Genomic DNA, 15,757 nt, shown 5'->3' on the forward strand with positions numbered 1-15,757 from the left:
GGTTAGATGCGAAATAATCAGGTGATTTATCAGACATTTGTTCAAATAAAACAAAAAGTTCCTGCCCTGACTGCTGAATTTGAATTAGCTGCTGAAAATCAGCTTTTAATGATTGACTATACGCTATAATAGCGACAAAACTAATATTAAAAAACAGCAATATAAACATTGTATTAAGTAATATAGAGCCACTTTCTGATTTATTTTGAATATTATCTATAACACACACTCCTTATGCACTAATGGGCAATAATCTAGCCATCCGCTTGGATGAATAGTTATTGTTCTATTTTTATCCTTTAAGATACTAACCCATTGGTAATGATATATTTTATAACCTTTTAAGCTTTCTGCTTGTCCTTGAAGTAAGCCCTTATCTAGAGAGAGCAAAAGTAGGCAGCTTTTTATTTTAGGATTTGCATGAAAAGTATGACATTGCCATTTATTTAATCGAGTTGATGAAAGATCCCAATTAAGTGCAATCCCCCACTGCAATGCAGATTCAGCAAATAAAAAAGCCTGTCGTGCTTGTAACTCTTGCATCACTATTTGTTGAGACTGCCTGTAATGATAAGCAAAGTTTCCAAGTACAGATAAACTCATCACAACAAAACCCATTACCATCAATAAACTTGCAAACCCCTGTTCATCTTTTCTATATGTAAAATCGGTATTCATAACAAGGTCACATTCCTTAAACGCATGATATTTTGATAATGCGACTTCACTTTATGATTTTGTTTTAAATGAAATTTTAAAGAAACTGAAAGATAAAAAAGAGACATCCCTTTTATTAAATGGGGCTTTGAATAAGAACGCAAAGTAAATTCAGTCACCTCAATTTCATTACTCTCAAAAAAACGTTGCCATCCTGAAGAGGCGCAATCTTTGACTCCTCTTCGTTGTTCTAGTTGTCCATTTTTAAGACGGTATCCAAAATAATCACTCTCTTTTGAAGAAGGCGGTTCCCATTTGCCATTGCTGTTTATGTCGTAAGCAAAAATAACGCAGGAGTTTTTCTCTTGAAGGGGGTATTGTCCTATCTTTAAAGAAGACTCAGCCAAGCCGTTTGGCTTCAACGTATTAACACAACTGTCATAACAATACCCTGTGCGTCTTAATTGTGCTTCTAACACCAATAACCGTTCTCTTAAAAAAATATCTAACTGGTATTGTTGGTAAGAATAGATCAGTGTGTTCATTATTTGAGGATAAGCCCGACTGATACATAGAAATAAAACCCCACTTATCGCGATAGCAAAAAGGCATTCCATCAACATCATGCCAGACGAAAATGAAATTCCAGATCGTTTCAACATGATGGAAATGCCTTCATGCTCTGACTACATGCTCTTATTCTGCCTAATGATGAAATAATAATTTTCACTTCGCCTTCTACACTGTGAAGAACAAAGCTCATGGGTTTTAACGTTTGACGAATTCCACCAAACGTAAAGTTTGAAACTGTTGATTGCTTAAGTTGAATGCCTGAAGCTAATTGAAAAATATCTTGTTGCTCTGATAAATGGCGAGAATGAAGAGGAGTCGCAATTATTTTATTATTTGGTGATAACAAAAGCGTAATTTTAATTCTTACATTAAATAATAGAGCTTGTTGTTGCTGATAAGAAAGAAAAGCAATGGTTTCACGCACGCTATGCAGTAACTGACGCTGGTAAGTAAAATGCTGATAAGCAGGAATTGATAAATAGCTTAAAATAGAAACTATCATCATCACAACCAATATTTCAAGTAAGCTTATACCAAATTCGCCCTCTTGCTGATGTGCCCTACTTAGGCTTATATCCATGTTATTGTTCATTTATTTCTCCTTTTAACCTACTGCGAGAATGCAGACAAAACATTTAAAGGTAAATAAAGGAAAGTGTTTTTTTCGAACAACAACGCAATAACCGTATTTTCAGAATAAATACAAAATAAGGGTAAAAATGAAAAAAGCCCCTGTTTATTGCTAAACAGAGGCCTTTAAAGCAAGGAATAAACTAAACTGTAAATGGATATTTTATTGCTTCATGGCATTGATAACCTTCAACAGTAAAATCATCCGTTGTTACCCAAGTTTCAATATCTTCCAACGTTTTGATTTTTGGATTGATATGTAATGTTGGTAACGGTAATGGCTCTCTTTTTAACTGCACATCACGCATTAGAGGTAATTGATTTTCATAGATATGTGCATTGATTATCTTATGAAATGCTTTACCCGGCTTATGCCCTGTAATTTGAGCCACCAGCGCCAATAAAACAAAGCACTGAATTTGGTTGAAATTCAAACCTAGCGGCACATCACAACTGCGCTGATAAGAGGTTAAATAAAGCGTATCACCCACAAGTGAAAAGGTATGCGTATGCATACAAGGGCGTAAACAACCCAGTTCCGTTTCACCCGGATTATAGAACGTTACGATTTCACCACGATCATCGATACCTTTAGTCAGGTCATCTACCACTTTACGTAATTGATCAAAATGAGAACCATCAGGGCGTTGCCATTGACGTCCTTGAACGCCATAAACACGCCCCATATCGTCTTCGCCTTTACGATGAGGGTTATTTAACCATGCACCATTTTCATTTGCATTGGCATTCCATGTATTGCAACCAATTTCACGAAATTGAGCGGCATTGTCATAGCCACGTAAATACCCTAACAGTTCTGCAATGGCCGCTTTATAAAAACTTTTTCGTGTTGTTATCAGCGGAAATTGGTTATTCGCAACATCATATTCCAGATCGGCATTAATCACCGTTAAACAACGGGTTCCTGTCCGTTTATTATCAATCCATTGCCCTTCATCGATAATGCGTTGACACAATGCCAGATACTGCTTCATGTTGTCTCTCTTGTTAATTAGCTAATAATAAAAAATTTATCTCACACTATTTGTGAGCAGATGTTGGGTTTTGTGCCGTTTTTTTATCTTGACGATAAGCCCATACCATAAAAATAATACCCAACAGAATCATTGGAATTGAAAGTATTTGCCCCATACTCACACCACCAAATAATCCTAGTTGTGCGTCTGGTTGACGGAAGAATTCAACAATAATACGGAATGCGCCATAACCAATCAGGAATAGACCCGACACACTTCCGACAGGACGACTTTTACGCACAAAAATATTCAGAATAATAAATAACACCACGCCTTCTAACAGCATTTCATAAAGCTGAGAGGGATGACGAGGTAAAACACCATATTCTTGAATAATAGGCAGTAACGTTGTTGGATCTTGAGCAACAAGCTGGAGATCCGCAGAACGCGAGGTTGGGAATAAGAACGCCCAAGGCGTATCTAATGTGACACGTCCCCATAATTCGCCATTGATAAAGTTACCAATACGGCCTAGCCCTAATCCAAATGGAATTAACGGTGCAACAAAGTCTGCCACTTGGAAAAATTTACGTTTAGTGCGTTTAGCAAACCAAATCATGGCACAAATGACCCCAATTAAACCGCCATGGAACGACATTCCGCCATCCCACACTTTAAAGAGGTAAAGAGGATCATTTAAAAAGACAGGTAGGTTATAAAATAAAACATAACCTAAACGACCACCGATAAATACCCCCACAAAACCGACATAAAGTAATGTTTCAACTTCATTTTTATTCCAACCACTATTCGGTTTTGCAGCTCGGCGATTTGCAAGCCATAAGGCAAAGACAAACCCAACTAAATACATCATACCGTACCAGTGTAGTGACACAGGCCCGATAGAGAACATAACGGGATCAATCTCTGGAAATTTAAGGTAGCTTATACTCATTATTCCCTACTTCACTTAATCAATAATTTCTGTGCTGGTTATTTATTACCAACACAGAAAAGGCTTATACGAAGGTCTGCTAGATACCTCCGCGAATTAATCCACCTAATCCTTGCCGTTCCATAAATTCAGAAGACAATTTTTTGATTTCTGTTGTGGTTTCAGCTTGCAACACCTGTTGCATAAAAGGCTGTAACATCACAGGATCAAGATGGCGCAATAAGTATTTTACCCTAGGTAAACTACGACCACTCATGCTTAACTGCCTAAAACCGAGCCCTATTAACAGCAATGCCCCTATTGGCGTACCTGCCATTTCACCACAAACACTCACTGGCAACTGATAATATTGGCATTGTGTTGCAATCAAATTCAGTGAACGCAATAACGCAGGATGCAAATTATCATAGAGTGATGCTACATGGGTATTATTACGATCGACAGCAAGTAAATACTGAGTCAAATCGTTTGTTCCAACAGAGATAAAATCAACCCGATTGGCTAATTGTGACAGCATAAACACCAACGAAGGAACTTCAAGCATGATGCCTAACGGTGGTGGAACACACTCACACTTTATTTCTCGACTAACTTCATCACATGCTCGTAGCAGCAATGTTCTTGCTTCGTCGATTTCATCAAGACTTGTCACCATCGGCAACAATATTTTCAAATTTTTAAATTCGAGATTTGCTTTTAGCATTGCACGTAGCTGAATAAGGAAGATTTCAGGTTGATCGAGCAATATTCTTATTCCTCTCCAACCTAAGCAGGGATTTTCCTCATTAATTGGCATATAAGGAAGTTGCTTATCAGCACCAATGTCTAAAGCGCGCAATACAACGGGTTTATCTGGAAAAAAAGAGAGAATTTCACGATAACGGTTTTTTTGTTCATCTTCAGAGGGAAAACCACTTTGCAACATAAAAGGAATTTCGGTGCGATATAAACCCACACCATCTATTCCCACACTAATGCGTTGCTCATATTTTATATTTAATCCCGCATTCAATTGAACGCTAACTGCTTCACCATTTTTTAAAACCGCTTGCTGTTCAAGTTGATCTTCTGCAATTTGGCTTAATACACTCTCTTCATCAATAATTTGTTTATATTCTTGAGTAATAAAAGGCTCTGGCTCAATAAATATTTCACCACGATAACCATCAAGAATAAGCATGCGATTATGTAACAGCTCAGGTTGAATATCTGCTCCCATAATCGCAGGTATTCCCATCGCTCTAACAAGAATGGCAGAATGTGAGTGAGTTGCGCCATCTCGAACAATGACACCAGCAAGTTGTTGCTCTGGTAACTCCGCCAATAAACTGGCACTTAATTCATCAGCGACCAAAATAAAACGCTCTGGCCAAATATTGGTTGAGCTTAGATCATCATCTAAATGGAATAATAAACGCTGTCCTAATGCTTTAAGATCAGACGCTCTTTCTCGCATATAACCGTCTTTCAGGCTGGAAAATTGTGCTGATACTTTCTCAACCACCACTTTAACTGCCCATTCTGCGACATAACCTTGTGTGATTATCGCGGTCATTTTATGTTTAAGCTGTGGATCATTAAGTAAATGCGAGTAGAGATCAAAAATGGCCGCACTCTCTTTTTGTGCATTCGCCATAAAACGCTTACTAAAACGGCGACATTCTGCTGTCGCATCTTCTAAAGCAACAGTGAGTCGATTTAGCTCTGCTTTTATATCAAGTGCACTGGCTTTAAATACATTTTCAAGGATTGGCTGAGCGACTTCTTGCCAGCCATATGCCATCACCACCCCCGTCGAAACCGAAAGTGCTTTAATACGGCTTTGACGATATTGTCCAAAAAGCCCTTTAGTTTGTACTTGCGATAACGTTGCACCTAATTGTGTCGCCAGTGTCACCATAAAAGATTCTTCGCTTTCATTAAATAAGCGACGCTCTTTTTGCTGAACGACTAATACACCAAGGAGTTGGCGACGATAGACAATAGGTACACCGAGAAAAGCACGGAGATCATCTTCTTTAACTTGAGGAAGGTATTTAAAGCTAGGATGCTCGCGAATATCAGCGAGGTTGATGAGCTCTGAAAGACGCCCCACTTCACCAACAACGCCTTCATCAAATGAGAGGCTAACGGCTCTCCCTCTGGGTTTTTTTAACCCTTTGGTCGCCATAAGATAAAAACAACTACGTTGTTTATCGGCAAGATAAATAGAACACACATCCGTGTGCATTGCCTGACACGTTTCCTTGACTAAGAGTTCAAGCGCTTCTGGAAGCCCCGCTGCCATAGCCACTTTTTCTACAATTTCTCGCAAACGTGTCAGCATAGTGTTATCTAATACCTTTTACGCCGATATCCATACGATGGACGAGGTAAAGACACTTGTTCTTGCAACGGCATGACTACGGGTGCGAACTCTTTCATTACACGTCGATAAACATCGCGTTTAAAAGAGACGACTTGTCTAACAGGATACCAGTAACTCACCCAACGCCAGCCATCAAATTCTGGCGTTTTGCTTTGTTGAACATTAATGTCTTTATCATTACTTGTTAACTGCAAGAGGAACCAACGCTGTTTTTGTCCAATACAAACAGGTTTTGTGTCCCAACGCACCAAACGCTTCGGTAACTTGTAACGTAACCAGTTACGTGTGGAGGCAAGAATTTTAACATCCTTGCGACTTAACCCAACTTCTTCGAACAACTCTCGGTACATTGCCTGCTCTGGCGATTCTCCAGGATTAATTCCCCCTTGAGGAAACTGCCATGAATGTTGCCCATAGCGACGAGCCCAAAGCACTTGCCCTTGCCGATTACAAATTACAATCCCTACATTCGGGCGGTAGCCATCATCATCGATCACTAGACTACCTCAATAACCAAATTTGAAAGATAACTCATTGTTTCATACTACCCACAAACGGTAAACCTCTATCAACAGACTTTGCACGACGCGCGTATTTATCTACAATGGGAAAGTCTCAACGGGGTGCCTTTTTAGGCTGAGAAAAACTCGTGGAACCTGATCCAGCTAATACTGGCGTAGGGATTTGAGTCAGGATGTTGCAATATTCATTGATTTGCCATCCTCACTCCTCAGATCCTACCTGACTTTTACTGAGGAACTAAACGTGTTAACTAAATCGCTTCGCTTTACTTTCCTTCTGGGCGCTCTAGGCATTATGAGCACTTTTTCAACTCAAGCCTTAGCACAAAAAACCACACTGACTGTTTACACTTATGATTCATTTACCGCAGATTGGGGGCCAGGGCCTGCAATAAAAAAAGCGTTTGAACAACAATGTGATTGCGAATTAAAACTTGTTGCCCTTTCTGATGGTGTTTCTCTGCTTAATCGCTTACGTATGGAAGGTGATAAGAGTAAGGCTGATATTATTTTGGGTTTGGATAACAATCTGATCCACGCAGCAAAAGAAACGGGACTTTTCGCACCAAGTCATATCGATACATCAAAACTCACCCTACCTGAAAAATGGGCTGATGATACCTTTGTGCCTTATGACTACGGTTATTTTGCTTTTATCTATGATAAAAACCGCATTGCTAATCCGCCCAAAAGTATGGCTGAACTGCTAAATAGCAAAGAAAAGTGGAAGATTTTGTATCAAGATCCTCGCACCAGCACACCGGGTTTGGGTTTAATGCTATGGATGCAGTCACTTTATCCTGAAAATACGGCCTCTGAATGGAAAAAATTGTCAGAGAAAACGCTGACAGTGACTAAAGGTTGGAGTGAGTCTTATGGCTTATTCTTAAAAGGTGAAGGTGATTTTGTGCTTAGTTACACATCATCTCCGGGTTATCACATTTTAGCGGATAAAAAAGATAACTATGCAGCGGCAATTTTCGATGAAGGACATTACTTACAAGTCGAAGTCGCGGCAAAATTGAAATCGAGCAAACAACCTGAATTAGCGCAACAATTTATGCAATTTATGCTCACCCCTGCTTTCCAAGAAACTATTCCTACAACCAATTGGATGTATCCTGTTATTGATATTCCATTACCTGACGTCTATTCCGTGATGACTAAACCCGAAAAATCATTGCAATTCGATGCAGATGTTGTCGCAAAAGAGCGCCAAACATGGACTCGTAATTGGCAATCTGCGGTTAGTCGCTAATGGGAAGATGGCTTATCCCGGGACTATGTGCCTCGGGTTTACTGCTTATTGTGGCGTTATTGTCATTTGGCGCATTGTGGTTTAACGCACCAAGTGGTGAGCTGACCTCAATTTTTGCTGATGAATATTTATGGCATGTTGTCCGCTTTACTTTTTGGCAAGCCTTTTTATCTGCGCTGTTTTCGATATTACCTGCTATTTGGCTCGCCAAAGCACTCTATCGACGCCAATTTAAAGGACGAACACTGTTTTTACGCCTATGTGCCATGAGTCTTGTGTTACCTGTTCTAGTTGCACTTTTTGGTATTTTAACGATTTATGGCAGAGTGGGATGGATTGCTCAAATTTGTGAATGGCTAGGGATCGACTACCAATTTACCCCTTATGGTTTGCAAGGCATTCTATTAGCTCATATTTTTTTCAATATGCCGTTAGCAACCCGAATGCTATTACAAGCACTCGAAAGTATTTCGTCAGAACAACGCCAATTAGCCTCACAGCTTGGCATGAATGGCTGGCAACGTTTTCGTTTTCTTGAATTTCCCTATTTGTGGCGTCAAATTCTGCCCACGGCATCACTCATTTTTATGCTCTGCTTTGCAAGCTTTGCCACTGTATTGGCATTAGGCGGAGGTCCTGCGGCAACGACTGTTGAACTCGCGATTTATCAAGCGTTAAGCTATGACTACGATTTACATCGCGCTGCACTGTTAGCGTTGATCCAGCTTTTTTGTTGTTTAGGTTTAGTGCTTATTAGCCAAAAGCTAAAAGGCACCCTTTTTGTGGGAAGCAGTCAAAAGCTACATTGGCGTGATCCCTATGATCCTATCTTTAGCAAAATAATCGATGGTTTAGTGATCACTCTTGCGATCCTCTTTTTAGTACCGCCAATTCTAGCGGTAATAACGGACGGTCTTAACAGTCAATTTATACGTGTCATACAACAACCTGTACTTTGGCAGGCGTTTACTACCTCACTGATTATTGCGGTTGGTGCAGGTATTGTTTGTGTTGTATTAACGATGATGTTGCTATGGAGTAGCCGAGAACTTCGCTTACGGCACTTTAAAAAAGCAGGACAAGCCATGGAAATGAGTGGTTTGATTATTCTGGCGATGCCGGGGATTGTGTTGGCAACAGGCTTTTTCCTTCTATTCAACAATACGATTGGATTACCCGAATCACCGTATGTTTTAGTCATTTTAACCAACGCATTAATTGCTATTCCGTATGCATTAAAAGTACTTGAAAATCCAATGAATGACATCGCTTCACGTTATGGTCTTTTGTGTCAGTCGCTCAATTTACAAGGTATAAATCGACTCCGTTGGATAGAATTACGCGCATTAAAAAAACCAATTTCACAAGCCCTTGCTTTTGCTTGTGTGATTTCTATTGGGGATTTCGGTATTGTGGCTCTTTTTGGTAATGAAACCTTTAGAACCTTACCTTTCTATCTTTATCAGCAAATTGGTGCTTATCACACTCAAGATGGTGCCGTGACCGCCATGATCTTATTGCTACTTTGCTTCACTCTTTTTAGCCTAATAGAACGATTGGCAGGAAAATCTCATGATTAAATTAGAGCACCTTTCTTACACCTATGAACACCAACATCTCTTATTTAATTTAACCGTTAATACGGGAGAGCGTATCGCTGTGTTAGGCCCCAGTGGCGCTGGAAAAAGTACATTACTCAGTTTAATTGCGGGTTTTTTACCGTCAGAAAAAGGAAGCCTTTTTCTCAATGGTGAAAACCATACTAAAACCGTCCCTGCTAAACGTCCTATCTCCATGTTATTTCAAGATAATAACTTATTTCCACATTTAACTGTCAGACAGAATATTGGTTTAGGGTTAAATCCCAGTTTAAAACTGACTGATGCGCAAAAAGCACTATTAGAAGATCGCGCTAAACAAGTGGCTCTCAGTGAATATCTTGAACGCTTACCATCCCAATTATCGGGGGGGCAGCGTCAACGTGTCGCAATTGCACGCTGCTTGGTACGTGAACAACCGATTTTATTACTCGATGAGCCTTTTTCTGCATTAGATCCCGCTTTACGCATTGAAATGCTGGCACTACTTGAGCAACTTTGTGGTGAGAAGACGTTAACCTTATTGATGGTTTCGCATAGTTTAGAAGATGCTGCAAAAATCGCCTCAAGAGCGATTGTGATTGATAACGGTATGATTGTGTATGATGGAAATACACAATCACTAATAAATGGTAAAGTGGATCAATCACTTATTTTAGGTATTCCGTTTAATTAATCTTAGCTAAAATTAACTGTATAAATAACCACTATATTGACTATAATAAACACATATTTAGTAAATTATTTGTGTTTATTGGGTGCTCATGATTGGTCATACGGAACAAGGTTTTATTCTTACTCGCCACTGGAGCGACACACCAAAAGGTATTGTCGTCTCTTATTGGCTGGCGACAGATCATGGTCCGCATAAAGTGACTGTTCCTATGCAACGTGCTATCGGTTTTGTTGCCCGTCAATATGAAACTGTTTTACGCTCACTCGTTAATAAAAATCCTGATATTGAAATTCGCCCCCTCGAGTTAAAAGATTTCGAAAGACAGCCCGTTTTTGGTGTTTATTGCAAACAATACCGCCAACTTGTTCAACTTGAGCAACAACTTAAAGAGCATCACATCCGACTTTATGAAGCGGATATCCGCCCACATGAACGTTATATGATGGAGCGCTTTATCACCGCACCAGTCTGGTTTCGTTATCAACAAAATAATATTGCTACATTAAAACCCGCTCCTGATTATCGCCCAACGCTTCGAACCGTGTCTTTGGATATTGAAACCAGTGAGTTTGGTGAACTTTACTCCATTGGGCTTGCAGGTTGTGGCGATAATGTGGTGTTTATGCTTACTGATGAGTTGCCCGCAGAGTGTGAAAGCCAACAATTTCAAGGCTATCGTTTATGTTATGTCAGTAGCCGATTACGTTTAATTGAAAAGCTAAATGAATGGATACAACACTATGATCCCGATGCCATTATTGGTTGGAATTTAATTCAATTCGATCTACGTATTTTGTACACGCATGCCCAACGGTATGGCGTCAGTTTATTATTAGGTCGTCAAAATAGCCCGTTAGAATGGCGTGAGCATGGATTTAAAAAAGGACATTTTTTTGCATCGGCTCAAGGTCGTTTAATTATCGATGGCATTGAAGCATTGAAAATGGCGACGTGGAATTTTCCCTCTTTTAGCCTAGAATCGGTTGCTCAAACACTGTTAGGTGAAGGTAAAGCCATCGATACACCTTATGCCAGAATGGATGAAATTAATCGGCGCTTTAAAGAAGATAAACCTGCACTGGCTTATTATAATTGGCAAGATTGTGTCTTAGTGAACCGTATCTTTGATGCGACATCTCTTATGGCATTCTTATTAGAAAGAGCCTGTGTTACAGGGCTTTCAGTTGATAGAAGCGGTGGCTCTGTCGCGGCTTTTACTCACCTCTACTTACCCTCAATGCATCGCATTGGATATGTTGCGCCTAATCAAGGTGAAAAACCTGAAGAGCATAGCCCCGGTGGCTTTGTGATGGATTCTGCTCCCGGCTTATATGATTCTGTTGTTGTGCTTGATTACAAAAGCCTTTATCCCTCTATTATTCGTACTTTTTTAATCGATCCAGTAGGAATGATTGAAGGAATGCACCAACCTGACGAAAAGTTTTCTATTCCTGGATTTCGCCAAGCACGATTTTCACGAGAACTGCACTGTTTACCCGCTATTGTGTCGCAAATTTGGCATGAAAGAGATAATGCCAAATTACATAAAAATGCCCCGCTCTCTCAAGCGCTCAAAATCATTATGAATGCTTTTTATGGTGTTTTAGGCTCTGTGGGTTGTCGCTTTTTTGATCCTCGTTTAGCGTCTTCCATTACGCTACGAGGTCATGAAATTATGAAAAAAACACGAGAATTAATTGAGGCCAAAGGTTATCAAGTTATTTATGGCGATACGGATTCAACCTTTGTTTGGCTGAAGTCACCTCACACAGAACAACAAGCACAACAGATTGGGTATCAATTAGTACAAGAGGTAAATCAATGGTGGAAAACACATCTCTTTGAAAACTACCAACTAGATTGCAAATTAGAACTAGAATACGAAACCCATTACCGCCGCTTTTTAATGCCTACCATCCGAGGTATGGAAACGGGTAGCAAGAAACGCTACGCCGGACTCAGCAATGATAAAATGGTATTTAAAGGATTAGAAACCGTCAGAACAGATTGGACTCCCCTTGCTCAAAAATTTCAACAAGAGCTTTATACACGCATTTTTCATCAGCAACCTTATCAGCAGTTCATTCGTGATTATGTTGCGGATACGCTTGCGGGAAAATATGATGAGAGATTAGTGTATCGTAAAAGATTACGTCGAAAATTATCAGAATATCAGCACCACGTCCCCCCTCACGTCAAAGCAGCACGTAAGGCGGATGAATATAATTTATCCCAAAATAGACCTCAACAATATCAGCAAGGCGGTTGGATTAGTTATATAATTACCCTCTTGGGGCCTGAGCCATTAGAGCACATTACCACTGCACCTGATTATGAGCACTATATCAATAAGCAATTAATGCCTATCGCAGATGCAATCCTACCTTTTATACAAGATGATTTTTCAACCTTGTTAAATGGGCAAATGACACTCTCATTTTAAGTTGTGTCATTTTGCAGGTGACGGTTTGCTTTGCATCTATTAACATAACGCCCCTTTGGTGATAATTAGCTTTTCTTTGTTCAAGGAACAAGCACTTTTTATCCCGCAGATTTTAATGACAACACCGCAATACTGCATTCATTAATAATTCCTAAATTATATATTTGAGAGCTGAGTTTATATATATGCCTTTTACTCTTGGTCAACGTTGGATTAGCGATACTGAAAGCGAGCTTGGACTGGGTACTGTTGTGGCAATTGATGCCCGCATGGTTACCTTACTTTTTCCTGCCTGTGGCGAAAACCGCCTTTACTCCCGTCATGATGCACCAATAACGCGGGTGATGTTCAATGCAGGGGATACCGTCACCAGTCACGAAGGCTGGAAACTCGCCATCGATAACGTTGTAGAAGATAACGGCCTACTTATCTATCAGGGTGTACGTTTAGACACTGAAGAGCCTGCACAATTACGTGAAGTGTTCTTAGATAACAAACTCACTTTTAATAAGCCTCAAGATCGCCTTTTTGCAGGTCAAATCGACCGTATGGATCGCTTTGCATTACGCTACCGCGCTCGTAAGTTTATGAGCGAGCAGTTTAAGCAAGCACAAAGTGGTTTACGTGGTATCCGCGCAAGCCTTATTCCTCATCAGCTTTATATCGCCAATGAAGTGGGTAAACGTCATAACCCTCGTGTATTATTAGCTGATGAAGTGGGTTTAGGTAAAACGATTGAAGCTGGTATGATTATCCATCAACAATTAATGGATGGTCGTGCTGAGCGCGTGTTGATTATTGTGCCTGAAAGCTTACAACATCAGTGGTTAGTTGAAATGTTACGCCGTTTCAACCTCCGTTTCTCACTGTTTGATGATAGCCGTTATAGCGAATCTTTATTAGATAGCGATAATCCATTTGAAACAGAACAGATGATCATCTGCTCTTTAGATTTTGTGCGTAAAAACAAACAACGTTTTGAACACTTGGTTGAAGCAACATGGGATATGTTAGTTGTCGATGAAGCTCATCACCTTGTTTGGAGTGAAGATGCTCCAAGCCGTGAATATCAAGTAATTGAAGAATTAGCTGAATCTATTCCTTCGGTATTGCTATTAACCGCAACCCCTGAGCAATTAGGTCAAGAAAGCCACTTTGCCCGTTTACGTCTGCTTGATCCAAGCCGTTTCCATGACTACAACGAATTTATTAATGAGCAACAAAAATATCGCCCTGTTGCTGATGCTGTCACTATTTTGCTATCAGAAGATGATTTAAATACCGAACAACAAAATATCATCAGTGAAATGATCAGCGAGCAAGATGTTGAGCCATTACTGAAAGCGGCAAATACCCAAGGTGAAGAACGTACTAAATCCCGCCAAGAACTTATCCATATGCTAATGGACAGACACGGAACAGGTCGTTTGTTATTCCGTAACACTCGTTCTGGTGTTAAAGGTTTCCCGAATCGCTTACTTCACGCGATAAAAATGCCACTGCCAACACAATATCAAACCGCAATTAAAGTGGCTGAAATTATGGCAGCGAAAAAGAACCTCGAAGTTCGTGCAAAAGAGATGCTCTACCCTGAACGTATTTACCAAGAATTCGAAGGTGAAAATGCAACATGGTGGAACTTTGACCCTCGTGTTGAATGGTTACTGGGTTTCTTAACTGCAAATCGTAATGAAAAAGTACTGGTAATTTGTGCTCAAGCAGCAACCGCACTGCAATTAGAACAAGTTTTACGTGAGCGTGAAGGTATTCGCGCGGCAGTCTTCCACGAAGGTATGTCATTACTTGAACGCGACCGTGCAGCTGCTTATTTCGCGTCTGAAGAAGAAGGCGCGCAAGTTCTACTATGTTCAGAAATCGGCTCTGAAGGACGTAACTTCCAGTTTGCTAATCAACTGGTTATGTTTGATCTGCCATTTAACCCTGATTTACTAGAACAACGTATTGGTCGCCTCGATCGAATTGGTCAAAATCGCGACATTGATATTAGCATTCCTTATCTTGAAGGTACGGCTCAATCCGTATTATTGCGTTGGTATCACGAAGGCTTAGATGCCTTTGAGCATACTTGTCCAACAGGTCGTACTATTTATGACAGCAAATATGATGCTCTCGTCAATTACCTTGCGCAACCTAATGAATTAGCGGACTTTGACGAGTTTATCGCTGCTTGCCGTAAACAGCATGATGAAATGAAGCTCAAACTTGAGCAAGGCCGCGACCGCCTATTAGAAATGCATTCTAACGGTGGTGAAGTTGGTGTTGAATTAGCAGGTGAGATTGCAGCGCAAGATAACGATCCTGAGTTAGTGAACTTTGCACTAAACTTATTTGATATCGTCGGTATTAATCAAGAAGATCGCAGTGATAGCTTAATTATTTTAACGCCATCCGATCATATGTTAGTGCCTGATTTCCCAGGATTACCGCAAGATGGTTGCACCATCACATTTGATAGAGAGCAAGCATTATCTCGTGAAGATACCCAATTTATTAGTTGGGAACACCCAATTATCCGTAATGGCTTAGATTTAATTTTGTCTGGCGATACAGGAAGTTGTGCCGTTTCTTTACTAAAAAATAAAGCATTGCCAGTGGGAACGCTGTTAGTGGAACTGATTTATGTGGTCGAAGCGCAAGCGCCTAAACATCTTCACTTAAGTCGTTTCTTACCGGCAACACCAGTTCGCTTATTACTTGATCTGAAAGGTAATAATCTTGCATCTCAAGTTGAGTTTGAAAGCTTTAATCGCCAATTAAATGCGGTTAATCGTCATACTTCGAGCAAACTGGTCAATGCGGTACAAAGTGAAGTCCACCATGTACTTAAAGCTTCTGAACCATTAATGGAAGTTGAAGCGAAAGGACTTATCCAAAAAGCGAAAGAAGAAGCGGATCGCGTGCTGACTCATGAATTGTCGCGCTTAGAAGCTTTACGTGCGGTAAACCCAAATATTCGTGATGATGAAGTCGAAGCAATTGAAAATGAACGTGCTCATATTCTTAACCATTTAGATGAAGCAACGTGGCGTTTAGATTCAATTCGCCTCATTGTTGTTACCCACCAATAATCACCGTTAAAG

The 15,757-nt window shown here is 40.1% G+C and carries 13 protein-coding genes and 1 riboswitch; of the genes, 6 read left to right on the forward strand and 7 right to left on the reverse strand.

Annotated features, from left to right (window positions below; genetic code table 11):
* Window positions 1-6 precede the first annotated feature (6 nt).
* Window positions 7-129, forward strand: coding sequence for a hypothetical protein (locus JEP71_RS17660; protein ID WP_269812639.1), 123 nt, complete (start codon window positions 7-9; stop codon window positions 127-129).
* A gap of 87 nt (window positions 130-216) precedes the next feature.
* Here the strand turns inward: JEP71_RS17660 and JEP71_RS10450 are convergent, their stop codons facing one another.
* The 7 genes from JEP71_RS10450 to rppH form a co-directional block, all read right to left on the reverse strand.
* Window positions 217-678 carry a DUF2509 family protein gene (locus tag JEP71_RS10450; RefSeq protein ID WP_198620951.1) on the reverse strand — a complete coding sequence of 154 codons (462 nt, stop codon included), beginning with the start codon at window positions 676-678 and terminating at the stop codon, window positions 217-219.
* Window positions 675-1,319 (reverse strand): prepilin peptidase-dependent protein, encoded by a 645-nt coding sequence (locus JEP71_RS10455; protein ID WP_198626197.1) that lies wholly within the window; start codon window positions 1,317-1,319, stop codon window positions 675-677. The genes JEP71_RS10450 and JEP71_RS10455 overlap by 4 nt, the downstream gene beginning before the upstream one ends.
* Window positions 1,313-1,822: a potassium:proton antiporter gene (locus tag JEP71_RS10460; protein ID WP_232797586.1), complete on the reverse strand. Its 510-nt coding sequence runs from the start codon at window positions 1,820-1,822 to the stop codon at window positions 1,313-1,315. The genes JEP71_RS10455 and JEP71_RS10460 overlap by 7 nt, the downstream gene beginning before the upstream one ends.
* A gap of 181 nt (window positions 1,823-2,003) precedes the next feature.
* Window positions 2,004-2,855, reverse strand: a complete 852-nt coding sequence (locus JEP71_RS10465; protein WP_198626198.1) for a thymidylate synthase — start codon at window positions 2,853-2,855, stop codon at window positions 2,004-2,006.
* A gap of 46 nt (window positions 2,856-2,901) precedes the next feature.
* Entirely contained in the window at window positions 2,902-3,792 is an 891-nt protein-coding gene (gene lgt / locus JEP71_RS10470) for a prolipoprotein diacylglyceryl transferase (protein WP_109373089.1), read from the reverse strand.
* A 79-nt stretch (window positions 3,793-3,871) separates the two neighbouring features.
* Window positions 3,872-6,118, reverse strand: a complete 2,247-nt coding sequence (gene ptsP / locus JEP71_RS10475; protein WP_196532776.1) for a phosphoenolpyruvate--protein phosphotransferase — start codon at window positions 6,116-6,118, stop codon at window positions 3,872-3,874.
* An 8-nt stretch (window positions 6,119-6,126) separates the two neighbouring features.
* Window positions 6,127-6,657, reverse strand: coding sequence for an RNA pyrophosphohydrolase (rppH, locus tag JEP71_RS10480; RefSeq protein ID WP_036934096.1), 531 nt, complete (start codon window positions 6,655-6,657; stop codon window positions 6,127-6,129).
* A gap of 112 nt (window positions 6,658-6,769) precedes the next feature.
* A riboswitch (TPP riboswitch) is annotated at window positions 6,770-6,861 on the forward strand.
* Window positions 6,862-6,976: 115 nt separating this feature from the next.
* On the opposite strand from rppH, the gene thiB reads away from it, so the two are divergent.
* From thiB to rapA, 5 genes are all read left to right on the forward strand, one after another.
* Window positions 6,977-7,939 (forward strand): thiamine ABC transporter substrate binding subunit, encoded by a 963-nt coding sequence (gene thiB, locus JEP71_RS10485; protein WP_198626244.1) that lies wholly within the window; start codon window positions 6,977-6,979, stop codon window positions 7,937-7,939.
* Window positions 7,939-9,519 (forward strand): thiamine/thiamine pyrophosphate ABC transporter permease ThiP, encoded by a 1,581-nt coding sequence (gene thiP, locus JEP71_RS10490; RefSeq protein ID WP_198626199.1) that lies wholly within the window; start codon window positions 7,939-7,941, stop codon window positions 9,517-9,519. The genes thiB and thiP overlap by 1 nt, the downstream gene beginning before the upstream one ends.
* A complete protein-coding gene (gene thiQ, locus JEP71_RS10495; protein WP_198626200.1) occupies window positions 9,512-10,213 on the forward strand; it encodes a thiamine ABC transporter ATP-binding protein ThiQ in 702 nt (233 codons plus the stop codon). The genes thiP and thiQ overlap by 8 nt, the downstream gene beginning before the upstream one ends.
* An 88-nt stretch (window positions 10,214-10,301) precedes the next feature.
* Complete coding sequence (locus tag JEP71_RS10500; RefSeq protein ID WP_198626201.1) at window positions 10,302-12,656, forward strand: DNA polymerase II; 2,355 nt, start codon at window positions 10,302-10,304, stop codon at window positions 12,654-12,656.
* 185 nt (window positions 12,657-12,841) lie between these two features.
* Window positions 12,842-15,745, forward strand: a complete 2,904-nt coding sequence (gene rapA, locus JEP71_RS10505; protein ID WP_198626202.1) for an RNA polymerase-associated protein RapA — start codon at window positions 12,842-12,844, stop codon at window positions 15,743-15,745.
* Window positions 15,746-15,757 lie beyond the last annotated feature (12 nt).

It is taken from the genome of Proteus sp. PR00224, assembly GCF_016238105.1.
Lineage (GTDB): Bacteria > Pseudomonadota > Gammaproteobacteria > Enterobacterales > Enterobacteriaceae > Proteus.

Bases quoted from the DNA above. Each gene is read 5' to 3' on its own strand.
- JEP71_RS17660 (WP_269812639.1), top strand. From the start codon at position 7: ATGCGAAATAATCAGGTGATTTATCAGACATTTGTTCAAATAAAACAA.
- JEP71_RS10450 (WP_198620951.1), bottom strand. From the start codon at position 678: ATGAATACCGATTTTACATATAGAAAAGATGAACAGGGGTTTGCAAGT.
- JEP71_RS10455 (WP_198626197.1), bottom strand. From the start codon at position 1,319: ATGTTGAAACGATCTGGAATTTCATTTTCGTCTGGCATGATGTTGATG.
- JEP71_RS10460 (WP_232797586.1), bottom strand. From the start codon at position 1,822: ATGAACAATAACATGGATATAAGCCTAAGTAGGGCACATCAGCAAGAG.
- JEP71_RS10465 (WP_198626198.1), bottom strand. From the start codon at position 2,855: ATGAAGCAGTATCTGGCATTGTGTCAACGCATTATCGATGAAGGGCAA.
- lgt (WP_109373089.1), bottom strand. From the start codon at position 3,792: ATGAGTATAAGCTACCTTAAATTTCCAGAGATTGATCCCGTTATGTTC.
- ptsP (WP_196532776.1), bottom strand. From the start codon at position 6,118: ATGCTGACACGTTTGCGAGAAATTGTAGAAAAAGTGGCTATGGCAGCG.
- thiB (WP_198626244.1), top strand. From the start codon at position 6,977: ATGAGCACTTTTTCAACTCAAGCCTTAGCACAAAAAACCACACTGACT.
- thiP (WP_198626199.1), top strand. From the start codon at position 7,939: ATGGGAAGATGGCTTATCCCGGGACTATGTGCCTCGGGTTTACTGCTT.
- thiQ (WP_198626200.1), top strand. From the start codon at position 9,512: ATGATTAAATTAGAGCACCTTTCTTACACCTATGAACACCAACATCTC.
- JEP71_RS10500 (WP_198626201.1), top strand. From the start codon at position 10,302: ATGATTGGTCATACGGAACAAGGTTTTATTCTTACTCGCCACTGGAGC.
- rapA (WP_198626202.1), top strand. From the start codon at position 12,842: ATGCCTTTTACTCTTGGTCAACGTTGGATTAGCGATACTGAAAGCGAG.